Raw genomic sequence first — 22,874 nt, 5'->3', positions numbered from 1 at the left:
GGGCGGGACCACCCACATCGGCCTGCCGGTGTTCGACACCGTGCGTGAGGCGGCCCAGCAGACCGGCGCCGACGCCAGCGTGATCTATGTCCCGCCGCCGTTCGCCGCCGACTCGATCCTGGAAGCCATCGACGCGGAGATTCCGCTGATCATCTGCATCACCGAGGGCATCCCGGTGACCGACATGATCAAGGTCAAGCGCGCGCTGTCGGGCTCGAAGTCGCGGCTGATCGGGCCGAACTGCCCCGGCGTCCTGACGCCGGAAGCCTGCAAGATCGGCATCATGCCCGGCAACATCTTCCGCAAGGGTTCGGTCGGCGTGGTCTCGCGCTCCGGCACGCTGACCTACGAGGCGGTGTTCCAGACCACCCAGGTGGGCCTTGGACAGACAACCGCTGTCGGAATTGGCGGCGATCCGGTCAAAGGCACCGAATTCATCGACATCCTCGACATGTTCCTGAAGGACCCGGAGACCGAGTCGATCATCATGATCGGCGAGATCGGCGGTTCGGCCGAGGAAGACGCCGCGGAGTTCATCAAGAATTCAGCAACCAAGAAGCCTATGGTCGGATTCATCGCGGGTCGCACCGCGCCGCCCGGTCGGCGCATGGGGCACGCGGGCGCGATCATCTCCGGCGGCAAAGGCGGCGCCGAAGACAAGATCGCGGCGATGGAGGCGGCGGGCATCCGCGTGTCGCCTTCGCCGGCGAAACTGGGCGAGACCCTCCTCGAGGTGCTGAAAAGCGCCTGACGGCAAACTAACTAAGGGCGGTCCGCGCTCGGCTCCTTCTTCCGAAGTCCGTGGCCGGAACCGCGGGAAACGGACGAAATGGCGGACGACGCAGGTCTGATCAACGAGGTGCTCGCCGAGACCTCATTCCTCTACGGCGGCAACGCCGCGTTTGTGGAGGATCTCTACGCGAGATGGGCCGCCGACCCGAATTCGGTCGACGCCTCCTGGCGCGCCTTCTTCACATCCCTGGCCGACCGCGCCGACGAGGTGAAGGCCGCCGCCGGCGACCGCTCGTGGACCAAGGCCGGGGCGCCCGCCGCCCGGCCTGACTGGCTCTCGGCCCTGGACGGCATGTGGCCTGCGGTGGAGGCCAAGGTCGGGGCGAAGATCGCCGAACGCGCCGCCCCCGCCGCCTCTCCGGAATCGGTGCGCGCCGCGACCCTGGATTCCCTGCGCGCCATCATGATGATCCGCGCCTACCGGATGCGCGGCCACCTGCGGGCCAATCTCGATCCGCTAGACATCGCCATCCCCGACGGCGACGCCTCGGAACTGGACCCCGCCACCTATGGCTTCTCCGAGGCCGACTATGACCGGCCGATCTTCCTCGACTTCGTGCTGGGCCTGGAGACCGGCACGGTCCGCGAAATCCTGGAGATCGTGAAGCGGACCTACTGCAACGATATCGGCGTGCAGTACATGCACATCACCGATCCGGCCCAGAAGGCCTGGTTGCAGGAGCGCATAGAGGGCCGCGACAAGGAGATCGTCTTCACCAAGGAGGGCAAGGTCGCCATCCTGAAGAAGCTGATCGAGGCCGAGGGCTTCGAGCGCTTCCTGCACAAGCGCTTCCCCGGCACCAAGCGGTTCGGCCTGGACGGCGGCGAGGCCATGGTCCCGGCGCTGGAGCAGATCATCAAGCGCGGCGGAGCGCTGGGCGTGCGCGACATCGTCATCGGCATGCCCCACCGGGGTCGTCTGAACGTGCTGGCCGCGGTGATGGCCAAGCCCTACCACGTGATCTTCCACGAGTTCCAGGGCGGCACCAGCCTGCCCTCGGACGTCGAGGGTTCGGGCGACGTGAAGTACCACATGGGCGCGTCCTCGGACCGCGCCTTCGACGGTAACAGCGTCCACCTGTCGCTGACCGCCAACCCGTCTCATCTTGAGATCGTCAACCCGGTGGTGCTGGGCAAGGCGCGCGCCAAACAGGCCTCCACCCTGCGCCAGAACGCCGACGCGGGACGCGGTCACGTCATGCCGCTGCTGCTGCACGGCGACGCCGCTTTCGCCGGCCAGGGCGTGATCCCGGAATGCTTCACCCTGTCGGGGGTGAAGGGCTACCGCACCGGCGGCACCGTCCACTTCATCGTCAACAACCAGATCGGCTTCACCACCGCGCCGAAATATTCGCGCTCCTCGCCCTATCCGTCGGACGTGGCCCTGATGGTCGAGGCGCCGATCTTCCACGTGAACGGCGACGATCCCGAGGCCTGCGTGTTCGCCGCCAAGGTGGCCACCGAGTTCCGCCAGCAGTTCGGCAAGGACGTGGTCATCGACATGTTCTGCTACCGGCGGTTCGGTCACAACGAGGGCGACGACCCGACGATGACCTCGCCCTTGATGTACGCCAAGATCAAGGACCACCCGTCGACCCGCGAGATCTACAGCCGCAAGCTGGTCGGCCAGGGCGTCATCACCGAGGCCGAGCTCACCGGCTGGATGGCCGAGTTCGACGAATTCCTCGACAAGGAATTCGACGCCGGCAAGGCCTATAAGGCCAATAAGGCCGACTGGCTGGACGGCGCCTGGTCGGGCCTGGCCCTGCCCGACGGCGACGACCGCCGCGGCGACACCAGCGTCAAGATGCAGAAGCTGCTGGACCTGGGCAGCCGCATCACCGCCATCCCCGAGCGGCTGGACGTGCACAAGACCGTCAAGCGGGCGATCGAGAACCGCCGCGCGGCCATCGAGGCCGGCGAGGGCCTCGACTGGGCGACCGGCGAGCACCTGGCCATCGCCACCCTGTTGGACGACGGCTTCCCCGTGCGCTTCACCGGCCAGGACTCGGTGCGCGGCACGTTCGTCCAGCGCCATGCCGACCTGATCGACCAGAAGACCGAGGAGCACTACACGCCGCTCTCGCACCTGCGTCCCGGCCAGGCCCATTTCGAGATCATCGACTCGCCGCTGTCGGAAGAGGCGGTGCTGGGCTTCGAGTACGGCTTCTCGCTGGCCGACCCGAAGACGCTCACCCTGTGGGAGGCCCAGTTCGGCGACTTCGCCAACGGCGCCCAGGTGGTCATCGACCAGTTCATCTCGTCGGGCGAACGCAAGTGGCTGCGGATGAGCGGGCTGGTCCTGCTGCTGCCGCACGGCTACGAGGGCCAGGGTCCGGAGCACTCCTCCGCCCGCCTCGAACGCTTCCTGCAGCTCTGCGCCGAGGACAACCTGCAGATCGTCAACTGCTCGACCCCGGCCAACTACTTCCACGTCCTGCGCCGCCAGATGCGCCGCGAGTTCCGCAAGCCGCTGGTGGTGATGACGCCCAAGTCGCTGCTGCGGCACAAGAAGGCCACGTCGAAGCTCAGCGACATGGCCGAGGGTTCGTCCTTTCACCGCGTGCTGCACGACGACGCCGAACGCGGCCAGAACACCAAGACGGTCCTGGTCGAGCCCGAAAAGATCCGCCGCGTCGTGCTGTGCTCCGGCAAGGTCTATTACGACCTGCTGGACGCCCGGGAGGAGAAGGGCGTCGACGACGTCTACCTGATGCGATTGGAGCAGTTCTATCCGTGGCCGGTGAAGTCGCTATCCACCGAACTGTCGCGCTTCCCCAACGCCGAACTGGTCTGGTGCCAGGAAGAGCCGAAGAACATGGGCGGCTGGACCTTCGTCGATCCCTGGCTGGAGCTCACCCTCGAGCGCCTGAAGGTCAAGGCCAAGCGGGCCCGCTATGTCGGCCGACCCGCCTCGGCCTCCACCGCCGCGGGCCAGATGAGCCGTCACCTTCGCGAGCTGCAGACTTTCGTCGCCGAAGCCTTCGCCTAGGCTCCCGGCGACCCCAAAGACCAAAACGACTTAAGAGAGACAGGAACTTCCAATGGCCGACATCATGACCCCCGCCCTGGGAGAGTCCGTCACCGAGGCGACGGTGGCGCGCTGGACCAAGAAAGCCGGGGACGCCGTTCGGAAGGACGAGATCCTGGTCGAGCTGGAGACCGACAAGGTCAGCCTCGAGGTCGCCGCCCCCGCCGATGGCGTGCTGTCGGAGATCAACGCCGAGGAAGGCGCCACCGTCGAGCCCGGCGCGGTGCTGGGCCGCCTGACCGAGGGCGCCGCCGGCGCCAAGCCCGCGCCGAAGGCCGAGGCCGCTCCCGCCAAGGCGCCCGAGCCCGCGCCGGCTCCGGCCCCCAAGGCCGAGGCTCCGAAGGCCACCGCCGCCGCGCCGCTGGCGCCCTCGGCCCAGCGCATCGTCGCCGAGAACAGCCTCGACGCCGCCTCCATCGCCGGGTCCGGCAAGGACGGCCGGGTGACCAAGGGCGACGCCCTGGCCGCCCTGGAAGCCCGCGCCAAGGCGCCGGCGCCCTCGGCCCCGCGCGAGATCCACGAGCGCGTAGAGCGCGTGAAGATGACCCGCCTGCGCCAGACCATCGCGCGTCGGCTGAAAGAGGCGCAGAACGCCGCGGCCATGCTGACCACGTTCAACGAGGTCGACATGAGCGCCATCATGGCGCTGCGCAACCAATACAAGGACGGCTTCGAGAAGGCCCACGGCGTGAAGCTCGGCTTCATGAGCTTCTTCGTGAAGGCGGTGATCCACGGCCTGAAGCACGTGCCCGACGTCAACGCAGAGATCGACGGCACCGACATCATCTACAAGAACCACTACGACATCGGGGTGGCGGTCGGCACCGATCGGGGCCTGGTGGTCCCGGTGCTGCGCGACGCCGACATCCTGTCGCTGTCGGGCGTGGAGAAGGGCATCGCCGAACTGGGCAAGAAGGCCCGCGACGGTCACCTGGCCCTGGACGACCTGCAGGGCGGCACCTTCACCATCTCCAACGGCGGGGTTTACGGCTCGTTGATGTCGACGCCGATCCTCAATGCGCCGCAGTCGGGCATCCTAGGCATGCACAAGATCCAGGACCGGCCCATGGCCATGGGCGGTCAGGTGGTGATCCGCCCGATGATGTACCTGGCGCTCAGCTACGACCACCGCGTCGTCGACGGCCAGGGCGCCGTGACCTTCCTGGTCCGCGTCAAGGAAGCCCTGGAAGACCCGCAGCGCCTGCTGCTGGACGTCTAGGATGCGCGCCCGGCTCATCGACCAGGAGGACGGCGACCAGATCGTCGTCCTGCCGCCGGGGTTCGAGCTGCCCGGCGCGGAAGTCATGATCGTTCAGGACGGCGATCGGCTGATCCTCAGCCCGCTCACCGAAGAAGCTGCAAGCTAGGAAGGCTAGAGGTCGAATGGCCCAATACGACGTCATCATCATCGGGGGCGGCCCCGGCGGATACAATGCGGGGATCCGCGCGGGTCAGCTCGGCCTCAAGGCCGCGGTGGTGGAGAAGCGGGTGACCCTGGGTGGGACCTGCCTGAACGTCGGCTGCATGCCGTCCAAGGCCCTGCTGCACGCCTCGGAGCTCTATGAGGCCGCGGCGGGCGCCGAGTTCGCCACCCTGGGCATCGAGGTGAAGCCCAAGCTCAACCTGGTTCAGATGATGAAGCAGAAGGGCGAGTCGGTGACCGCCCTGACCAAGGGCGTCGAGTTCCTGTTCAAGAAGAACAAGGTCGACTGGGTCAAGGGCGCCGGCAAGATCGTCGGTCAGGGCAAGGTGGAGGTCACCGCCGAGGATGGCTCGGTCACCACGCTGGAGACCGCCAACATCGTCATCGCCACCGGCTCTGAACCCTCGCCCCTGTCGGGCGTCGAGGTGGACCAGAAGCGCATCGTCGATTCCACCGGCGCCCTGTCGCTGCCGGAAGTTCCCAAGAGCCTGATCGTCATCGGCGCCGGCATCATCGGCCTGGAGCTGGGCTCGGTGTGGCGCCGGCTCGGCGCCGAGGTCACCGTGGTGGAGTTCCTGGACCGCATCACGCCCGGCATGGACGCCGAGACCGCCAAGACCTTCCAGCGGTCCCTGACCAAGCAGGGGATCACCTTCAAGCTTTCGTCCAAGGTGACCGCCGCCAAGGCCGGCAAGTCGAACGTCTCGCTGACCGTCGAGCCGGTGGCCGGCGGGGCGGCCGAGACGCTGACGGCCGACTATGTCCTGCTGGCCATCGGCCGGCGGCCCTATACCGAGGGCCTGGGCCTGGAGAGCGTGGGCATCGTCCCCGACAAGCGCGGCTTCATTCCCACCGACCACGTCAAGACTTCGGCTCCGGGGGTCTGGGCGATCGGCGACGCGATCCTGGGGCCGATGCTCGCGCACAAGGCCGAGGAGGACGCCGTGGCCTGCATCGAGATGATCGCCGGCAAGTGGGGCCATGTGGACTACAACCTGGTCCCCAGCGTGGTCTACACCTCGCCGGAGGTGGCCTGGGTCGGCAAGACCGAGGAGCAGCTCAAGGAGGCCGGCGTGGCCTACAAGGCCGGCAAGTTCCCGTTCAGCGCCAACAGCCGCGCCAAGATCAACCACGAGACCGAGGGCTTCGCCAAGGTGCTGGCCGACGCTAAGACCGACGAGATCCTGGGCGTCCACATCGTCGGTCCCCAGGCTGGCGAGATGATCGGCGAATACTGCGTGGCCATGGCCTTCAAGGCCGCCAGCGAGGACGTGGCGCGCACCTGCCATCCCCACCCGACTCGCTCCGAGGCCGGCCGCCAGGCGGCCATGGGCGTCGAGGGCTGGACGATGCAGGCCTGACGGCGAGTTAACTTCCGGCCGGCTGGCGTCGGGTCTAGACTCCCTCGCCTATAGGAGGGTTCGCCATGATCGTCTCTGCCCTGCTCGCCGCGAGTCTCGCGGCCGCGCCGCCGCCGTCCCGCATGACGATGCACCGCGTCGGGCCAGCGTCCTGTCCGGCCGAGGGCCGACTGACGGTGCGCTCCAGGGAGCCGGCCCTGCTGCTGCGCCCGCAGGATCAGCGGGGCGATCGAGGTGCGCAATCGCTCGAAGGCATGCCGCCGGCGAACCAGGTGCTGACCGTGGCCCGCTCAGTCGGCGGTTGCGCCGTGTCGACAGTGGTACGCGAGAACGTCGAGGGCGACGGCCGCTTCGCCAAATAACTCAGGCGTGCGGATGGGCCTTGGCGTAGGCGCCGAGCAGGGCCGCGGCGTCGACCTCGGTATAGCGTTGGGTGGTCGACAGCGAGGCGTGGCCCAGCAGTTCCTGGATCGACCTTAGATCTGCGCCGGCCCCCAGCAGGTGGGTGGCGAAGGAGTGGCGCAGGGCGTGCGGCGTGGCGCTGTCGGGCAGGCCCAGCCGCCCGCGCAGCAGTTGCACCGTGGCCTGGACATGGCGCGGGCTGAGCGCCCCGCCGCGCTTGGCGCGAAACAGCGGCTGGTCGGGGGAGAGCGCGAAGGGCAGGTCGGCCAGATAGGCGTCGACGGCTTCGCGCACGGCGGGCAGCACCGGCACGATGCGGGTCTTGGATCCCTTGCCAAGGATCCGCAGCGACGATCCCAGCGGGGCGTCTGAGCGCTTCAGCGACAGGGCCTCGGAGATCCGCAGGCCGCAGCCATAGAGCAGGGTCAGCACGGCCTCGTCGCGGCTGGCCTCCCAGTCCTCGCGATCGGGATCGAGGCCGGGCTCGGCCAGCATGCCGCGCGCCTGGTCCTCGCTGACCGGACGCGGCGCGCTGGGAACCACGCGTGGTCCGCGCACCAGGGCGACGGCGGGGTTGGGCGTGTCGAGGCGGATGTCGAGAAAGCGGTGGAAGGTGCGGATCGCCGACAGGGCCTGGGAGAGCGAGCGCGGCGATAGCGGCTTGTCGCCCTGTCGCAAGTGCGCCAGCCAGGCGCGGACCTCACCGGCGGTGAGCGTCCCCATGGCGGCCAGCGACAGGGCCTCGCCGCGATACTGTTCCAGGAAGGCGATGTAGCGGCCGGCGGCGAAGCTGTAGGCCTCGACGGTGCGGGGGGAGGCGCGGCGTTCCTTGGCCAGGTGCTCCAGCCAGAGCCTCAGCGCCTCGTGGGCCGTTAGAGAACTGGCCAACGCTCCGCGGTCCTTTCGACCACACGGGCGAGGAAGGCGACCAGTTCGGCGCCCATGTCCTCGGTGAAGCCGTTCTCGTCGGCCGAGCCGAAGGCCAGCAGGCCCTCGCGGGATGGCTCCCAGATCGCCATGCGGACCATGGCCATCGAACGGACGCTCTCGGCACGCTCGCCGAATAGGCCGAGCGCCGTGGGCTGGAAGCCCATCAGGGCCACCCGCTGGTGGCCGATGATCATGTCGATCTGGCCCTCGACCAGCATGCGCCAGCCGGCCGGCGTGCGTTCGGGACCGGAGAGGGCCACCACCCCGGCGGCCAAGCCGAAGCGGAGTTGGGCCAGTTCGTCGACCCGGCGGGCCAGGTCGGCGTGGTTGCGGGCCTCCAGCAGGTCGACCACGGCGCCGTGGGTCTGGGCCTGGGCGGCGAAGTTGGCGCGGGCGGTGGCCTCGAGGCGGCGGCGCGCGCCGGCCTCGCGCTTGTGGGCCTCGTGCACACGGGCCAGGGCCGCGGGACCGAAATCCAGCACATTGGCCGCGTCGGGACGCAGGCCGAGCTCGGCCAGCAGGGCGGGATCGTCGCGCAGGAACTGGGGATTGTCGGACAGGAAGGCCCGGACCTCGTCGGATCCCAAACCGCGATCCTTCGCCTGAGCGCCGTCCATGTTCAGTCCCCGCGTTTTACAGGATGGACTGGCCCGTCTTGGCCCAGTCGCTCAAGAACATTTCAAGCCCCTTCTCGGTTAACGGGTGCTTGAAGAGGTCCAAGAAAACGCTGGGCGGAATGGTCGCACAGTCGGCGCCGGCCAGCGCGGCGGCCGTTACGTGGCCCGGATTACGGATCGAGGCGGCCAGGATCTCGGTGTCGAAATCATAGTTGTCGTAGATGGCGCGGATCTCGCCGATCAGGTCCATCCCCTCCATGCCGTAGTCGTCCAGGCGGCCGATGAAGGGCGAGATGTAGGTGGCGCCGGCCTTGGCGGCCAGCAGGGCCTGGGCCGCGGAGAAGCACAGGGTGACGTTGGTGGAGATGCCCTGGACGGCGAATTCCGCGCAGGCGATCAAGCCATCGCGGGTGAGCGGCACCTTGACCACGACGTTGGTGGCGACGGCGGCGAGCTTCGCGCCCTCGGCCAGCATGCCGGCGGCGTCGGTCGAGGTGACCTCGGCGCTCACAGGGCCCTCGACGAGGTCGCAAATCTCGGCGATGACCTCCAGCATGGGCCGACCGGACTTGGCGATCAGCGTCGGATTGGTGGTCACCCCGTCGACCAGGCCGGTGGCGGCGAGATCCTTGAGGACGGCCGTGTCGGTGGTGTCGAGAAAGAGTTGCATGGGTGACCTTCTGGCGCAGGGTTCGGCGGGCTGTTTAGCGGTTGCGGGCGCTGCGGACCAGCCTATCTGGGCGAGGCCATGAGCCGCATCGCCTCCGTCCTCTTGCCCATGCCCCTGCCCGAAGCGTTCGACTACGCCGAGCCGGAGGGCATGGACCTGCAGGTCGGCGACCAGGTGGCCGCGCCGCTGGGCCCCCGGCTGCTGCGCGGCGTGGTCACCGCCCTGCGCGAGGCCGCCGGCGGCAACCGGCCGCTGAAGCTGATCGAGGCCAAGCTGGACGATCCGCCCCTGCCGCCGGGCACCCTGGAGTTCATCCAGTGGGCGGCGCGCTATTCGGTGGACTCTCCGGGCTCGCCGCTGGCCATCGCCACCCGCGGCGCCCGCGCGCCCAAGGCCCGGCCGGAAAAGGTGATGGAGCTCACCGGCGCTGCGCCCACGCGCATGACGCCGGCCCGCGCCAAGGTGCTGGAAGCCGCCATTGAGCCCCTGTCGCCGGCGGACCTGGCGCGCGCGGCCGGCGTGTCGTCGGGCGTGGTCAAGGGGCTGATGGACGACGGCGCCCTGGTCCTGAAGCTGATCGTCCCGGAGAGCCGCTATCCCGAGCCCGACCTCGCCTTGGCCGGCCATCCGCTCAACGCCAGCCAGGCCGCCGCGGCCGAGGCCCTGAAGGTCATGGTGCGCGAGGGCGGTTTCAATGTCGCCCTGCTGGACGGGGTGACCGGCTCGGGCAAGACCGAGGTCTATCTGGAGGCCGCCGCCGAGGCCCTGGCCCGCGACCCCGCCGCCCAGGTCCTGGTGCTGCTGCCGGAGATCGCTCTGACCCAGGCGGTGATCGCCCGCTTCGAGAGCCGGTTCGGCGCCCGGCCCGGCGAGTGGCATTCCGACGTCGCCCCGCCCATGCGCCGCAGGGTCTGGGAGGCGGTGGCCACCGGCGGCTGCCGCATCGTGGTGGGCGCGCGCTCGGCGCTATTCCTGCCGTTCACCAACCTGGCCCTGATCGTCGTCGATGAAGAGCACGACAGCTCCTACAAGCAGGACGAGGGCTTCATCTACCAGGCCCGCGACCTGGCGGTGGCGCGCGGCAAGATCGAGGACGCCGCCGTGGTCCTGGCCTCGGCGACTCCGTCGCTTGAATCCCTCCGCAACGCCGAGACTGGCCGATATCGCTGGCTGAAGCTCTCCTCGCGCCATGGGGTGGCGCGGCTGCCGGACATCTCGCTGATCGACCTGCGGGAGACCCCGCCGGAGACCGGCCGCTGGCTCTCCCCGCCGCTGGTCCAGGCCATGGTCGAAACCTTCGCGGCGGGCGAGCAGACCCTGTTGTTCCTGAACCGCCGGGGCTATGCGCCCCTGGTGCTGTGCAAGGCCTGCGGCGAGCGGATGACCTCGCCGGACTCGGATTCCTGGCTGGTGGAGCATCGCTACACCGGCCGGCTGGTCTGCCACCTGACCGGGTTCTCCATGCCCAAGCCGGAAAAGTGCCCCCACTGCGGGGCTCGCGACAGCCTGACCTCGATCGGGCCGGGCGTGGAGCGGGTCGAAGAGGAGGCGCGCGGCCTGTTCCCCCAGGCCCGGATCTCGGTCTTCTCATCCGACACCGTCTGGGACGCCAAGGAGGCGCGGCGGCTGGTGGCCTCGATGGCCGAGGGCGAGATCGACATCCTCGTGGCGACCCAGGCCGCCGCCAAGGGCCACAACTTCCCCAAGCTGACCCTGGTGGGGGTGGTCGACGCCGACCTCGGCCTGCGCGGCGGCGACCTGCGGGCGGCCGAGCGGACCTACCAGCTGCTGGCCCAGGCCACGGGCCGGGCGGGACGCAAGGACCGGCCAGGCCGCGCCCTGTTGCAGACCTACGCCCCGGAGCATGCGGTGATGCAGGCGCTCAAGGCCCAGGATCGCGACGCCTTCGTCGAGGCCGAGATGGCCGAGCGCGAGATCATGAAGCTGCCGCCGTTCGGCCGGCTGGGCGCGATCGTGGTCTCGGGCCCCGATCCTCAGGCCCTGGAAGCCTTCGTGCGGACCATGGCCGAGGCCGCCCCCAACGCCGAGGGGGTGGAGGTCTACGGCCCCGCCGACGCGCCCCTGGGCCTGGTGCGCGGGCGCCGCCGCAAGCGGTTCCTGGTGCGGGCCGACCGCACGGTGGACCTCTCGGCCTATCTGGCCACCTGGCGGGCTCGGGTGCGGCCGCCCGGGGCGATCCGGGTCTCGATCGACGTGGATCCGTACAGCTTCCTGTAGGGCTACTCCGCAGGCTCCGGCTCCGCCGCCGCTGGCCGCGGCGGGCTCTCGCGCAGGGGCGCGGCGGGCACCATCAGCATCAGTACGAAGCCCGCCACCAGCACGACCAGGGTGAAGATCATGCCGTGGACGATGGCCACGGAGAAGCTCTCGCGCACGGTCCGCTCCTGGGCGCGGAGCACCGGATCGGCGGCGCGGGCGGCGGCCTCCTCCGGGTGCAGGGTGCGGTCGAGCGCCATCCTCTGCAGGTCGCCGAGATCCAGCACCCGCACCTGGGCGGCGGGATCGGCGGCGGCGTCGCGCGATAGCTCGCTGGCCAGGCCCGCGGTCAGCAGGGCGCCGAACAGCGCCACGCCGATGGTCGAGCCGATCTGGCGGGTGAACTGGCTGGATGAGGTCGCCACCCCCAACTGGTGGAAGGGCACGGCGTTCTGCACCGCCAGGCTGAACAGGCTCTGGCCCGGTCCCAGGCCGATGCCGAAGATCAGCAGCCGCCAGGCCAGGTCGAGCATCGAGGTGTCCGGGCCGATGAAGCAGAGCAGAACCGCGCCCACCACCAGCATGGCCCCGCCGCCGACCATGAACGGCTTGAAATGGCCGGTGCGGGTGACCAGCTGGCCGCAGATGGTCGAGGAGAGGACGAAGCCGCCCATCAGGGCCAGCATGGTCAGGCCGCTGGCGGTGGCCGGGATGCCCTGGCCCACCTGCATGTAGAGCGGCAGGAAGCTCGACACCCCCATGAAGGCCATGGAGTAGACGAAGGCGGCCCCATTGGCGGTGACGAAGGTGCGGTTGGCGAACAGCTCCAGCGGCAGGATCGGGTCGCGGACCTTGGTCTCGATCCAGAGGAAGGCCGCCACGCCTGCGACCGACCAGGCCAGCATGCCGACGATCAGCGGCGAGCCCCAGGGATGCTCGCGTCCGCCCCAGGTGATGGCCAGCAGCAGGGGAACGAAGGCCGCCACGATCAGGGCCGCGCCGAACCAGTCGATCCCGCCGCCGCCGCGCCGGGGCAGGGTAGGCATCTTCCAGACGATCATGGCGACGGCCGCCAGGGCGAAGGGAATGTTGAAGAAGAACACCCAGCGCCAGCCGGCGATCAGATGGCCGAACAGGATCACCGTCCCATGGTCGGTCAGGAACCCGCCCACCAGGGGGCCGAACAGGCTGGAGATCCCGAAGATCGAGCCGAACAGGCCCGAGAACTTGGCCCGCTCTCGCGGTGCGAACAGGTCGGCGAGGATGGCGAAGGCGGTGGTGAACAGCGCCCCGCCGCCCAAGCCCTGGATCCCCCTGAAGGCGATGAGCTGGGTCATGCCGCCGCCCAGCAGCGGCAGGTCGCCGAACTCACCCGCCAGCCCGGCCAGCCAGGAGCCGGTCAGGAACAGGCCGATACCGGTGAGCAGCACGACCTTGCGGCCGTAGAGGTCGCCCAGCTTGCCCCAGATCGGCACCATGACGGTGGAGGCCAGCAGATATGCGGTGGTGGCCCAGGCGTAGAGATGGAGCCCCGACAGGTCGCCGACGATCCGCGGCATGGCGGTGGCGATGACCGTCTGGCTCATGGCGGCCAGCAGGAAGACGATCATCACGGAGATGAGCGTAAGCCGGCGCTCGTCGTCGCTATGGACGTGAGGCTCGTTCAATCGGCGTTTCCGTAGCGGCCAAAATGGGCCGCCCCCAATCTACTATTCTCAGTCTGGTTCCGGCGGGACGAACGGAAGAATGATCATCCGTCCCGCGATGAAACCTAGTGCAGTCTATCAGGCGTCTCGCCGCCCTGTGTTTCCGGCGGGTTACGTTTCCGGCTGGCGGTGCGCGAGGCCATGTTGAGGCCCTCCACCAGGCCTGAGAACGCCATGGCCGCGTAGATGTAGCCCTTGGGCACATGCACGCCGAAGCCATCGGCGATCAACACTGCGCCGATCATCAGCAGGAAGCCCAGGGCCAGCATCACAACGGTGGGGTTGTTGTTGATGAAGTTGGCCAGAGGGTCGGCGGCCACCAGCATGATCCCGACCGTGATCACCACGGCGACGATCATCACCGCCAGGTGGTCGGTCATGCCGACCGCGGTCAGGATCGAGTCGATCGAGAACACGATGTCCAGCAGGATGATCTGGAAGATGGCCGCGCCGAAGTTCAGGCCCACCGCCGCCTTGGTGTCGAAGACGTCGTCATTGGGCGTCGGATCCATGGTGTGGTGGATCTCGGTGGTGGCCTTCCAGACCAGGAACAGGCCGCCGGCGATCAGGATCAGGTCGCGCCAGGAGAAGGCGAGCTCCCAGGCCGGTTCGCCATGGGCGTCCAACGCGCCTTGCCAGGGCAGTTCGAAGACCGGCGCGGTCAGGCCGACAATGAAGGCGAGGGTGGAAAGCAACACCAGGCGCATGACCAGCGCCAGGCCGATGCCGATGCGCCGCGCGCGAGAGCGCTGTTCGGCGGGCAGCTTGTTGGAGAGGATCGAGATGAAGACCAGATTGTCGATGCCGAGGACCACCTCCATGACGATCAAGGTGATCAGCGCCGCCCACACCGTAGGATCGGCGGCAAGGGTCATCAGGCTATCCATTGGGGTCCTCTCGCAGGTGTCGAAGGTCCCTATCTAGCGCATCGCGCCGCCGCGGCCAGGGGCGGGCTATCGGCGCGGGGCCTCCATGAGGTCGACGAAGCCGGCTTTCGGCCGCCGCAACGGCTGGGGATCGTCCGACCGCCCTGCCCAGACCACGCCGTGTTCGAGCGCGTTGTCGAGCAGATCGAACCCGCCGAGGGCCTCTGGGACCGCTACATGACCGCGTAACCGGATGGTGAGGCTTTGGCCGCATCCTGGAGTGGGCCGCGTACGATGTTTGCACGCCGGCCCTGGAGCGCGCCTCCCCGGCGCCGAATCGGGACGGGACCATGACCGACGCGCAGAACATCCGGCCGCTGACCTCGTTGAGGTTCTTCGCGGCCATGTGGGTGGTCATCTATCACTACTGGCCGAAGCTGGACGTGGCCGGCGCCGTCCCGATGGTGGTGGAGAAGGGCTATCTGGGGGTGGAGCTGTTCTTCATCCTCTCCGGCTTCATCCTCTGCCACGTCTACCGGACCAGCGTGGAGGACGGGCGCTTCCGCTACGGATCGTTCCTCTGGAACCGGCTGGCGCGGGTCTATCCGCTGCATCTGGCGACCTTGCTGGGCATGATCGCGTTGGGGGTCGGCGCGGGTCTCGCCGGTTTCGCCATCGACGCCAACATCCTCTCCTGGGAGTCACTGCCGGCCAATCTGCTGATGCTACAGGCCTGGGGCCTGGCCCCGCAGGCGGCCTTCAACCATCCGTCTTGGTCGATCTCGGCGGAGTGGTTCGCCTATCTGTCCTTCCCCGCCTTTGCCTGGGCCGCCCTGGCGCTTAAGGACCGGCCCTATCTGGCGGTCGGCCTGGCGGTGGGCTTCCTGGTTGGCCTCTACGCGGCGTTCCAGGCCCTGGCGGGCTTCCCGCTGACCCAGGCCACCATCGCCTGGGGCGCTCTGAGGATCGTCCCCTGCTTCGCCCTGGGCTGCGCCCTGCATTCGCTCTGGCGCGCCAAGCCGGCGCAAAATCGGCGGGCGGCGGTCATCGCATCTGCCGCTTCCGCGGCCGCCGTGCTCACAATGTCGGCGTTCGGCGCCCCAGATGCCTTAATCGTGACCGGCCTGGGGGCGGTGATCTTCTTCATGGCCCGCACCGCCCAGACGGGTGGCGAGGTCTTGGGGCAACGCCCGCTCGTCTATATGGGCGAGGTTAGCTACTCCGTCTACATGGTCTGTGTGCCGTGGAAGATAGTGTTCGTGAATACAGCCTCCAAGGTTTTGCAGATCAATGACGAACGCCTGCCCCTATGGCTGTGGTTAGTTTTCTTGGGTTCCGTGGTTCCACTGGCCGCAGCGTCCTATCATCTGATAGAAAAGCCGGCCCGCACCCGCATGAAGCTCATGGCTGACTCTTGGGAGTCGCGGCGACCTTCGGCCGCACAGGCATAAAGAGTCTTTTCATCCGGATGGAGGATGGGTAACCCTACGCCCGAAACTCGTGGGGAGTTCCTCTAGCATGCTGAAACGACCGAGAACCCTTCTGGGTTCCCTGGCCGCCATAGCGGTTATGACGTTGGCGCCGGTTTCCGGGGCCGTCGCCGACACCTACTGGCAGTGCGTGCCCTTCGCCCGACTGATGTCCGGCGTGCAGATCTATGGCGACGCCTGGACCTGGTGGAAACAGGCTGTCGGCAAGTACGACACGGGCGTCTCCCCGAAGGCCGGCGCGGTCCTCTGCTTCAAGCCCAACGGCAAGATGCGCCTGGGCCACGTGGCCGTGGTCAGCCAGGTGCTCACCGACCGGGTCATCCAGATCAGCCACGCTAACTGGTCGCGCATCGGCGGGACCCGCGGGCAGATCGAGAAGGACGTCACCGTCATCGACGTCTCGCCCACCGGCGACTGGTCCCAGGTCAAGGTCTGGTACGATCCGGTCCGCGACCTCGGCTCGTCCACCTATCCGACGCACGGCTTCATCTACCAGGACGCCGTGGCGGTCCGCACCGCCAGCTCTGGCTTCAACTCGGCTCAGAACGCCGCTATCGCCGTGGCCCAGGGCGCCGCCAACCAGGTGGTCTCCGTGGTCCGCCCAGGCGCCGGTCCGCTGCAGATGCTGGGTCAGGCCGCAGACTCTACTGACCGGATCGCCGCCCTCATCCAGGCCGCCACCCAGCCCTCCACGGAAGACTAGCTCCTGGCGCGAGCCGGTTGACGGCTCGCGCGCCGCGCCGCACATGGGGTCGAGCCCGTGGCGGAGATTCCCATGCTGAACCTGCTTCGCCGCGCTGCGAACGGCCTGCTTACGGAGCCCGTCGTCGCGACCTGGCGACCACCCGAGGACGCCATCTGGATCGACCTGGTCTCGCCCACCCGCGAGGAAGAGTTGGCCGTCGAGGCGGCTTTCGAGATCGACCTGCCCACCCGCGAGGAGATGGCCCACCTGGAGCCGTCCTCGCGGCTCTACCAGGAGGACGGGGCGACCTTCCTCACCGCCACCCTGCTGTCGCACAGCGAGGATCAGCACCCGGTCCCGACGCCGGTGACCTTCGTCCTGGCCCGGGGGGTGCTGATCACCATTCGCTATGAACAGCTCAAGGCGTTCCGCATCTTCGCCGAGCGCTGCAAGCACGTTCAGATCGACGAGGGCGCCGAGGTCCTGCTGGAGCTGCTGGATGCGGTGATCGAGCGGGCCGCCGAGGTGCTGGAGCGGGAATCCAACCTGGTCCAGGAGACCTCGGTGGCGATCTTCAACCGGCCGCCCTCCACCGCCTTCGCCCCCATGCTCAGCGACCTGGCGCGCGCCCAGTCGGTCACCTCGATGATCCGCAAGAGCCAGCTCTCGCTCAGCCGGCTGGCCAGTTTCGCCGCCCTGGCCGCCGAGCTGCAGGATCGCGAAGGCCGCCGCGGCCACCTGGTCTCCATCCAGCACGACATCCAGGCGCTCACTGAGCATTCCGGCTTCCTGTCGAACCACATCTCGTTCCTGCTCGACGCGGCGCTGGGCCTGATCAACATCGAGCAGAACAGCATCATCAAGTTCTTCTCCGTGGTGGCGGTGGTGTTCCTGCCGCCCACCCTGGTGGCCTCGATCTACGGCATGAACTTCGACCACATGCCCGAGTTGCACTGGCTGCTCGGCTATCCGTTCGCCATGTTGCTGATGGTGCTGACCGCCATCACGCCCTTCTGGTGGTTCAAGAAGAAGGGCTGGCTGTAGCCGCGCAACCACTACAGCCAAGCTTCCACGGTAAGGTTGACGGAAATTGCGATAGGTAGTCGCAACCGTTCCTTAAGCGCGAAAGACTATCTTGCGGCCTTTCCAGCTTCTCGTGGTTCGAATGTCCGCCGTCGCCAGTATATTCCGCAGAATCGATCCAGATCGATTGCGCCAGGCGCTGGACCTTCATCGACGTTACCTGTCGGGTCGCACGGGTGGCCGACGGGCGAATCTTAGTTACTTGGAGCTTAGCCAGCTCCAGCTTGAGAAGGTCGACCTGCGCGACGCCGACTTGACCGGGGCGCGGCTCAACGGCGCCATGATGGCCGGGGCCAACCTCGCGGGCGCGGTGCTGTTCGGCGCCGACCTGCGCGACATCGACCTACGCAAGGCCAACCTGGCCAAGGCCGACCTGCGCGGCGCCTCCCTGCGCGGCGCCAACCTGGCCGATGCCAACCTGGCCGGCTGCGACCTTCGCGAGGGCCGCATCGCCCTGCAGGACCGCGTCCAGGGCTTCCGCTATCTCGACCACGCGGGGGGGCCGGGGGAGCTGTCCTTCGCCGTGCTGTCGGGAGCCAATCTCACGGGCGCGCAGATGACCAACGCCAATGCGCTCGCCACCGACTTCACCGAGGCCAATCTGGCCGGGGCGTCCCTGGGCGGGGCGCGGCTGATCAAGGCCCGCCTGGACGGCGCCGACCTCACCGGCGCCGACATCGCCGGCGCCGACCTCTCGGGCGCTTCCCTGCGGCGCGCCGTGCTGGTGCGGGTGGACCTGTCCTTCGCCACGGTGGAGGGCGCCGACCTGTCGGAGGCCCTGCACACCCCGCCGGCGGTGGTCTATGTGGACGACCGGCCGCTGGTGGGCCTGGTTAACGCCCACGAAGCCTTCTGCGTCAGCGGCGGCGGCTCGGGCGAGGCGGTCCGGCTCGACGGCGTCGACTTCCGCCCCATGCGCAACCTCAGGCGCCGCAAGCTCAGCGGGCTGCACGCCCCGGGCTCGGTACTCTTCGGCCTCGACATGGAGGGCGTCGAACTACAGGGCGCCGACCTTTCCCGCTGCGACCTGCGCGGCGTGAACCTGCGCGGGGCAGACCTCCGCGGAGCCAAGCTGATCGACGCCCAGCTCGGCCGGGCCAATCTGCGCGGCGCCCAGCTCGGGCCCCTCGAGATCGGGCCGGGCCGCTACGCACGCACGGACCTGTCGCGGGCGATCCTGCGTCATGCCGATCTACGCACCGCCCACGCCCGCCGCGCGCGGTTCCTGGGCGCCGACCTGCATGAGGCGCGGATGGAGCTGTGCGATCTGACCGGGGCGGAGCTGGAGGTCTAGGCGCCGGCTACATCTCGTGGCGCAGGGGCTGCAGGTCCTGGAACACTGGATCACGCTTCTCAGCCTTGGCCTTGAAGGCCTCGCCCATATGGGCGCCGGAGAACATCCCGGTCTGCCAGACGGCGATGTAGTCCAGCCCGTCGCGGATGGTGTGGTCGCGGGCGTAGTTGATCATAACCTTGGACCCGGTGACCGCCAGCGGCGCCTTGCCGGCGATCTCGCGGGCGGTGGCGAGCGCATGGTCGACGCACTGCTCATGGGTGTCGAACACCTCATTGACCCAGCCGATCTCCTTGGCCTTCTGGGCTGGCATCCGGCGGCCGGTATAGGCCATCTCCCGCACCCAGCCCTCGGGGATCAGCTTGCATAGCCGCGGGAAGGTGCCGACGTCGGCGGTCATGCCGATATTGATCTCCTGGATGCAGAAAAACGCGTCGGCGCTGGCGTAGCGGATGTCGCAGGCGCTGGTCATGTCCACCGCCCCGCCGATGCAGCCGCCCTGGATGGCCACGATCACCGGGATCCGCGCGTCGTCCAGGCAGCCGAAGCAGTCCTGCAGCCAGTGGATATGGTGGCGCTGCTGCTCGGCGTTGATGTGGCGATCCTGAACCTGGTTCTGCGAGGTCGAGCCGCCGCCGCCGAACACCGCCAGGTCCATGCCGGCGCTGAAGTGCCTGCCGGTCGACGAGATGACGATCACTCGGGCGCGGGCGTTGTGGTCGATGTCGCGCACGATCAGCGGAAGTTCGTTCCAGAAGTCGCGGACCATGGTGTTCATCGCCTCTGGCCGCTTCAGCTGGATGTGGGCGACGTGGTCCTCGATGGTGACGGCGAAGCAGGTCCAGTCGGTGGTGGTCACATCGATAGCGGCGTGGGCGGTCATGGCGCGTCTCCCTATGTCGTTACGGCATCATCGCGCCGTGACGAGGGGGAAGCCAAGGTCATCCGAAGACGGGCGCGCCCGGTAGGACGATCTGTTGCGCGCCAGCCCTGGCGATCAGCTCACCGTCCTCGCGCCTGAAGTCGGCCTCGACGGTGATGAGCTGGCGGCTCGCCGCCACGACCCGTCCCTCGATGAGGAGCGGGTGGGCGCGCCCGACCTTTACGAACTGGACCTGCAGGTTGATGGTCCGATAGGTCGCGTCGTCGGCGATCGCCGTCATGGCGGCGAAGGCCAGGATCTGGTCGGCCAGGGCGGCGATATAGCCGCCGAACATCGAGCCGTCGCCGTTGAGGATCTCGGGCCGGGGCTCCCAGCGCTTGCGCACCCAGCCCGGACCCCAGTCGTCGGCCAGTCCCAGGTGCAGCGTGCGCACCACCGGCGGCGCGTCGACCTTGCCTGCCGTGATCTGATCCAGTCTGTCCGTCGCCCAGGTCATCCGCCGCTCCGTTGGTGAAACCGAAGAATCCGAGCTAAGCTCGGGTTTGCCTACTCGGGTTCGACAGGGGATCGCCACGCATGCCGCAAATCCAACGCCGACAGCCGAGACAGGCCCGGGCGCTGGCCACCCGCGACGCGATCTTCGAGGCCGCGGCTCGGATTCTCGAAGAGGGCGGGGAGGCTGCCCTGACCACCAACGCCATCGCCGCCAGGGCCGGGGTGAGCGTCGGGACGCTCTACGAATACTTCGCCGACAAGCAGGCGATCCTGGTGGCCATCGCCAAGCGGGAGAACGAGAAGGTGCGAGCCCGGCTTGCGACCGAGGGCCCCGAGCTTTCGCCGGCGCGCCTCGCGATCCGCGCCCAGATCGAAATCCTGGCCGACCGCCCCGCCACGCGGCGCGCGGCGCTGAAGGCGATCCTGGCCGCCGAGAGCGTGGAGTCCCTGGACCGGGAGGCCCGGCTCACCGGCCGGCTGATCCAGCAGCCGGGCGGTGGCGGCGCGCTGGACGCCTTCGTGATGACGCGGGCCACTCTCGGGGTGATCCGCGCCGCCGTGCTGGAGAGCTCGCCCTACCTGCAGGATCCTCGCCTCGAGGACGCCCTGGTCCGGCTGGTGGAGCGCTATGCGGGAGTGGACGCCTAGACCTTGTGGATCGGGTCGATCCAGGCGACGCCTTCCGGCTTCTCAACGGGTTCGATGTCGAGATTGACCACCACGGCCTCGTTGTCGCTGCGCACCAGGACGCATTCCAGGGTCTCGTCGGTGGAGGCGTTGATCTCCTGGTGCGGCACGAAGGGCGGCACATAGATGAAGTCGCCGGGACCCGCCTCGGCGGTGAATTCCAACTTCTCGCCCCAGCGCATCCGGGCTCGGCCCTTCAGGACGTAGATCACGCTCTCCAGCGGCCCGTGATGATGGGCGCCGGTCTTGGCGTCGGCATGGATGTGGACGGTCCCGGCCCACAGCTTCTGGGCGCCGACCCGGGCGAAGTTGATCGCCGCAGCCCGATGCATGCCGGGCGTCTGGGGGGTGTTGTCGTCGAGCTGGTCGCCGGGGATGACGCGGACGCCGCTGTGCTTCCAGCCGTCTTCGGGAATCTCGTCGGACATAGGGCGGCACTCCGAGGGGTCGGCTCAGACTATCCCCTTGGCCCGCAGCTCCGCCACCCTCGCGGTGTCGAGGCCCAGGCCCGCCAGCACCTCGTCGGTGTGCTGGCCCAGCTCCGGCCCCGGCCAGCGCACCGCGCCGGGGGTCTCCGACATCTTCGGGAAGGCGTTCTGCATCTTCACCTTGCCGAACACCGGGTGGTCGGTCTCCACGATGGCGTCGCGGGCCAGATACTGCTCGTTCTCCAGCATGTCCGGGGCGCGGAAGACGCGGCCGGAGGGGATGCCCTTCTCCTCCAGCAGGACCAGCAGGGCGTCGAGCTCGAAGCCCCTGGTCCAGCCGGCGATGATCTGGTCTAGCTCATGCTGGTTCGCCCCCCGCGCCGCGTGGTCGACGAACTTCGGGTCTTTGGCCAGATCTGGCCGGCCCATGGTCTCGCAGAGCCGTGCGAAGACCGTGTCGCCGTTGCCGCCGATCAGGATCATGCCCTCGCCGGCGCAGGGATAGACGTTGGATGGCGCGATGCCGGGCAGGATCGAGCCCGAGCGCTCGCGGACATAGCCGGTCAGGTCGTACTCGGTGACCAGGTTCTCCATCACCGCCAGCACGCTCTCATAGAGGGCCGCGTCGATAACCTGGCCGCGGCCGGTGTTGGTGCGGGCGTGCAGGGCCATGGTGATGCCCATGACCGCGTGCATGGCCGTCAGGCTGTCGCCAATGGAGATTCCGGCCCGGGCCGGCGGCCGGTCGGGCTCGCCGGTGACATGGCGCAGGCCGCCCATGGCCTCGCCGATCAATCCATATCCCGCCCGGCTGGCGTAGGGGCCGGTCTGGCCGAACCCGGAAACCCGGGCCATGATCAGCCGCGGATTGGTGGCGCTGAGCGTGGCGTAGTCCATGCCCCACTTCTCCAGGGTGCCTGGCCGGAAGTTCTCGATCAGCACGTCGGCCTGGGCGATCAGGTCCTGGGCGATGGCGCGGCCCTCCGGCGTGCGCAGGTCCAGCCCCACCGACTTCTTGTTGCGTCCGATCACCGGCCACCAAGGCGACAGCCCCTTGGGCAGGCTGCGGCCCCACTGGCGCATGGGGTCGCCGGTCTTCGGGTCCTCGATCTTGATCACCTCGGCGCCGAAGTCGCCGAGGATCTGGCCACAGAAGGGGCCCGCGATCAGGGTCCCCATCTCGATCACGGTCAGGCCATCGAGCGGGCCGGCGGCGGGCTGGGTCATGCCCGGGCTTTAGCCAGCCTTCAGCAGGTTGTCATCGGAGTTGCGGTCGATCAGGTAGTTGTAGGGATCCACCCCGCCGTACTTCGGCGCCTTGTCGACGGTGAAGGTCAGGGTCTGGGTTCCGGTGCGGATCGGCCGCCGGACCATCATCACCACCTTGCCGGAGTCGAAGGCCTTGTCGCCCGGCATGACCGTGAACAGGCCCACGTCGAGCATTTCGGCCATCGGTGAGGCGGTCTCCTTGCCCTTGCCGTCGGCGTAGAGCTTCTTCGCCTCGATGGTCAGGGTGACGTCGTAACGGCCGTCAGCGCGCTTCTTGACCACCATGGCCTTGGTCTTGAGATCGTAGAGGGTGATCTTCTCGAACAGGTCCGTGATCAGTCCCTGCTTGTCGGCGGGCGCCTCGGCGCGGATCGCCGCGACCAGATCCAGCGAGGTCGGATAGGGCGCGCCCTTGAAGGCGAACTTCGCCAGCAGGGACCGCAGGGCGCGGTTGACCGCGTCCTCGCCAATCTCGCGCTGCAGCCGGTACATCACCAGAGAGCCCTTGCGGTAGTGGATGTAGCCCTGGTTCTCGACGCGGTAGA

The 22,874-nt window shown here is 68.4% G+C and carries 21 protein-coding genes and 1 pseudogene; 12 read left to right on the top strand and 10 right to left on the bottom strand.

The features are described from left to right. The 6 genes from sucD to Q8Q88_RS24450 form a co-directional block, all read left to right on the top strand. A partial coding sequence (gene sucD / locus Q8Q88_RS24475; protein ID WP_305677789.1) for a succinate--CoA ligase subunit alpha occupies positions 1-751 on the top strand: 751 nt, incomplete at its 5' end. A gap of 78 nt (positions 752-829) precedes the next feature. Further along, on the top strand, positions 830-3,784 hold the full coding sequence (locus Q8Q88_RS24470) for a 2-oxoglutarate dehydrogenase E1 component (RefSeq protein WP_305677788.1): 2,955 nt from the start codon (positions 830-832) through the stop codon (positions 3,782-3,784). A 52-nt stretch (positions 3,785-3,836) separates the two neighbouring features. After that, on the top strand, positions 3,837-5,042 hold the full coding sequence (odhB, locus tag Q8Q88_RS24465; protein WP_305677787.1) for a 2-oxoglutarate dehydrogenase complex dihydrolipoyllysine-residue succinyltransferase: 1,206 nt from the start codon (positions 3,837-3,839) through the stop codon (positions 5,040-5,042). 1 nt (position 5,043) lies between these two features. Continuing rightward, the gene (locus Q8Q88_RS24460) at positions 5,044-5,190 is read left to right on the top strand and encodes a hypothetical protein (RefSeq protein WP_305677786.1); all 147 of its coding nucleotides are present in this window, start codon (positions 5,044-5,046) and stop codon (positions 5,188-5,190) included. Between the two features lie 16 nt (positions 5,191-5,206). Next, positions 5,207-6,607 (top strand): dihydrolipoyl dehydrogenase, encoded by a 1,401-nt coding sequence (lpdA, locus tag Q8Q88_RS24455; protein ID WP_305677785.1) that lies wholly within the window; start codon positions 5,207-5,209, stop codon positions 6,605-6,607. Between the two features lie 65 nt (positions 6,608-6,672). Further along, positions 6,673-6,969: a hypothetical protein gene (locus tag Q8Q88_RS24450; protein ID WP_305677784.1), complete on the top strand. Its 297-nt coding sequence runs from the start codon at positions 6,673-6,675 to the stop codon at positions 6,967-6,969. 1 nt (position 6,970) lies between these two features. Here Q8Q88_RS24450 and Q8Q88_RS24445 read toward each other — a convergent pair whose 3' ends face one another. The 3 genes from Q8Q88_RS24445 to fsa are packed head-to-tail and all read right to left on the bottom strand — an operon-like array spanning position 6,971 to position 9,226. After that, positions 6,971-7,897: a tyrosine recombinase XerC gene (locus Q8Q88_RS24445; protein ID WP_305677783.1), complete on the bottom strand. Its 927-nt coding sequence runs from the start codon at positions 7,895-7,897 to the stop codon at positions 6,971-6,973. Beyond that, on the bottom strand, positions 7,882-8,556 hold the full coding sequence (locus Q8Q88_RS24440; protein WP_305677782.1) for a DUF484 family protein: 675 nt from the start codon (positions 8,554-8,556) through the stop codon (positions 7,882-7,884). Before Q8Q88_RS24440 ends, Q8Q88_RS24445 begins: the two co-directional genes overlap by 16 nt. Before the next feature lie 16 nt (positions 8,557-8,572). Next, the gene (gene fsa, locus Q8Q88_RS24435; protein ID WP_305677781.1) at positions 8,573-9,226 is read right to left on the bottom strand and encodes a fructose-6-phosphate aldolase; all 654 of its coding nucleotides are present in this window, start codon (positions 9,224-9,226) and stop codon (positions 8,573-8,575) included. A gap of 78 nt (positions 9,227-9,304) precedes the next feature. On the opposite strand from fsa, the gene Q8Q88_RS24430 reads away from it, so the two are divergent. Continuing rightward, entirely contained in the window at positions 9,305-11,464 is a 2,160-nt protein-coding gene (locus tag Q8Q88_RS24430) for a primosomal protein N' (RefSeq protein ID WP_305677780.1), read from the top strand. Between the two features lie 2 nt (positions 11,465-11,466). On the opposite strand, the gene Q8Q88_RS24425 is transcribed toward Q8Q88_RS24430, so the two are convergent. Further along, complete coding sequence (locus Q8Q88_RS24425; RefSeq protein WP_305677779.1) at positions 11,467-13,110, bottom strand: MDR family MFS transporter; 1,644 nt, start codon at positions 13,108-13,110, stop codon at positions 11,467-11,469. 104 nt (positions 13,111-13,214) lie between these two features. Beyond that, positions 13,215-14,036 carry a TerC family protein gene (locus tag Q8Q88_RS24420; RefSeq protein WP_305677778.1) on the bottom strand — a complete coding sequence of 274 codons (822 nt, stop codon included), beginning with the start codon at positions 14,034-14,036 and terminating at the stop codon, positions 13,215-13,217. Between the two features lie 329 nt (positions 14,037-14,365). Between Q8Q88_RS24420 and Q8Q88_RS24415 the strand changes: the two genes are divergently transcribed. The 4 genes from Q8Q88_RS24415 (at position 14,366) to Q8Q88_RS24400 (ending at position 18,567) form a co-directional block, all read left to right on the top strand. Beyond that, positions 14,366-15,466, top strand: a complete 1,101-nt coding sequence (locus tag Q8Q88_RS24415) for an acyltransferase (protein WP_305677777.1) — start codon at positions 14,366-14,368, stop codon at positions 15,464-15,466. A 67-nt stretch (positions 15,467-15,533) separates the two neighbouring features. Continuing rightward, the gene (locus Q8Q88_RS24410; RefSeq protein ID WP_305677776.1) at positions 15,534-16,208 is read left to right on the top strand and encodes a CHAP domain-containing protein; all 675 of its coding nucleotides are present in this window, start codon (positions 15,534-15,536) and stop codon (positions 16,206-16,208) included. A gap of 72 nt (positions 16,209-16,280) precedes the next feature. Then, positions 16,281-17,234 (top strand): magnesium/cobalt transporter CorA, encoded by a 954-nt coding sequence (corA, locus tag Q8Q88_RS24405; protein WP_305677775.1) that lies wholly within the window; start codon positions 16,281-16,283, stop codon positions 17,232-17,234. Positions 17,235-17,475: 241 nt separating this feature from the next. After that, complete coding sequence (locus tag Q8Q88_RS24400) at positions 17,476-18,567, top strand: pentapeptide repeat-containing protein (RefSeq protein ID WP_305677774.1); 1,092 nt, start codon at positions 17,476-17,478, stop codon at positions 18,565-18,567. Between the two features lie 7 nt (positions 18,568-18,574). On the opposite strand, the gene Q8Q88_RS24395 is transcribed toward Q8Q88_RS24400, so the two are convergent. Further along, a complete protein-coding gene (locus Q8Q88_RS24395) occupies positions 18,575-19,450 on the bottom strand; it encodes a crotonase/enoyl-CoA hydratase family protein (protein WP_305677773.1) in 876 nt (291 codons plus the stop codon). A gap of 58 nt (positions 19,451-19,508) precedes the next feature. Next, on the bottom strand, positions 19,509-19,946 hold the full coding sequence (locus tag Q8Q88_RS24390; RefSeq protein ID WP_305677772.1) for a PaaI family thioesterase: 438 nt from the start codon (positions 19,944-19,946) through the stop codon (positions 19,509-19,511). 80 nt (positions 19,947-20,026) lie between these two features. Between Q8Q88_RS24390 and Q8Q88_RS24385 the strand changes: the two genes are divergently transcribed. Further along, positions 20,027-20,593 (top strand): TetR/AcrR family transcriptional regulator, encoded by a 567-nt coding sequence (locus tag Q8Q88_RS24385; protein ID WP_305677771.1) that lies wholly within the window; start codon positions 20,027-20,029, stop codon positions 20,591-20,593. On the opposite strand, the gene Q8Q88_RS24380 is transcribed toward Q8Q88_RS24385, so the two are convergent. The 3 genes and pseudogenes from Q8Q88_RS24380 to Q8Q88_RS24370 form a co-directional block, all read right to left on the bottom strand. After that, complete coding sequence (locus Q8Q88_RS24380; protein WP_305677770.1) at positions 20,590-21,060, bottom strand: cupin domain-containing protein; 471 nt, start codon at positions 21,058-21,060, stop codon at positions 20,590-20,592. The two genes, Q8Q88_RS24385 and Q8Q88_RS24380, sit on opposite strands and share 4 nt — an antisense overlap. A 24-nt stretch (positions 21,061-21,084) precedes the next feature. Beyond that, positions 21,085-22,287: a CaiB/BaiF CoA-transferase family protein gene (locus tag Q8Q88_RS24375; RefSeq protein ID WP_305677769.1), complete on the bottom strand. Its 1,203-nt coding sequence runs from the start codon at positions 22,285-22,287 to the stop codon at positions 21,085-21,087. 9 nt (positions 22,288-22,296) lie between these two features. Further along, a pseudogene (locus tag Q8Q88_RS24370) lies at positions 22,297-22,874 on the bottom strand (aminopeptidase); the annotation flags it as partial.

It is taken from the genome of Phenylobacterium sp., assembly GCF_030697925.1.
Classification (GTDB): domain Bacteria; phylum Pseudomonadota; class Alphaproteobacteria; order Caulobacterales; family Caulobacteraceae; genus Phenylobacterium.
This window is presented reverse-complemented; position numbering and strand designations above follow the sequence as displayed.

Bases quoted from the DNA above. Each gene is read 5' to 3' on its own strand.
- Q8Q88_RS24470 (WP_305677788.1), top strand. From the start codon at position 830: ATGGCGGACGACGCAGGTCTGATCAACGAGGTGCTCGCCGAGACCTCA.
- odhB (WP_305677787.1), top strand. From the start codon at position 3,837: ATGGCCGACATCATGACCCCCGCCCTGGGAGAGTCCGTCACCGAGGCG.
- Q8Q88_RS24460 (WP_305677786.1), top strand. From the start codon at position 5,044: ATGCGCGCCCGGCTCATCGACCAGGAGGACGGCGACCAGATCGTCGTC.
- lpdA (WP_305677785.1), top strand. From the start codon at position 5,207: ATGGCCCAATACGACGTCATCATCATCGGGGGCGGCCCCGGCGGATAC.
- Q8Q88_RS24450 (WP_305677784.1), top strand. From the start codon at position 6,673: ATGATCGTCTCTGCCCTGCTCGCCGCGAGTCTCGCGGCCGCGCCGCCG.
- Q8Q88_RS24440 (WP_305677782.1), bottom strand. From the start codon at position 8,556: ATGGACGGCGCTCAGGCGAAGGATCGCGGTTTGGGATCCGACGAGGTC.
- fsa (WP_305677781.1), bottom strand. From the start codon at position 9,226: ATGCAACTCTTTCTCGACACCACCGACACGGCCGTCCTCAAGGATCTC.
- Q8Q88_RS24430 (WP_305677780.1), top strand. From the start codon at position 9,305: ATGAGCCGCATCGCCTCCGTCCTCTTGCCCATGCCCCTGCCCGAAGCG.
- Q8Q88_RS24420 (WP_305677778.1), bottom strand. From the start codon at position 14,036: ATGGATAGCCTGATGACCCTTGCCGCCGATCCTACGGTGTGGGCGGCG.
- Q8Q88_RS24415 (WP_305677777.1), top strand. From the start codon at position 14,366: ATGACCGACGCGCAGAACATCCGGCCGCTGACCTCGTTGAGGTTCTTC.
- Q8Q88_RS24410 (WP_305677776.1), top strand. From the start codon at position 15,534: ATGCTGAAACGACCGAGAACCCTTCTGGGTTCCCTGGCCGCCATAGCG.
- corA (WP_305677775.1), top strand. From the start codon at position 16,281: ATGCTGAACCTGCTTCGCCGCGCTGCGAACGGCCTGCTTACGGAGCCC.
- Q8Q88_RS24395 (WP_305677773.1), bottom strand. From the start codon at position 19,450: ATGACCGCCCACGCCGCTATCGATGTGACCACCACCGACTGGACCTGC.
- Q8Q88_RS24390 (WP_305677772.1), bottom strand. From the start codon at position 19,946: ATGACCTGGGCGACGGACAGACTGGATCAGATCACGGCAGGCAAGGTC.
- Q8Q88_RS24385 (WP_305677771.1), top strand. From the start codon at position 20,027: ATGCCGCAAATCCAACGCCGACAGCCGAGACAGGCCCGGGCGCTGGCC.
- Q8Q88_RS24380 (WP_305677770.1), bottom strand. From the start codon at position 21,060: ATGTCCGACGAGATTCCCGAAGACGGCTGGAAGCACAGCGGCGTCCGC.
- Q8Q88_RS24375 (WP_305677769.1), bottom strand. From the start codon at position 22,287: ATGACCCAGCCCGCCGCCGGCCCGCTCGATGGCCTGACCGTGATCGAG.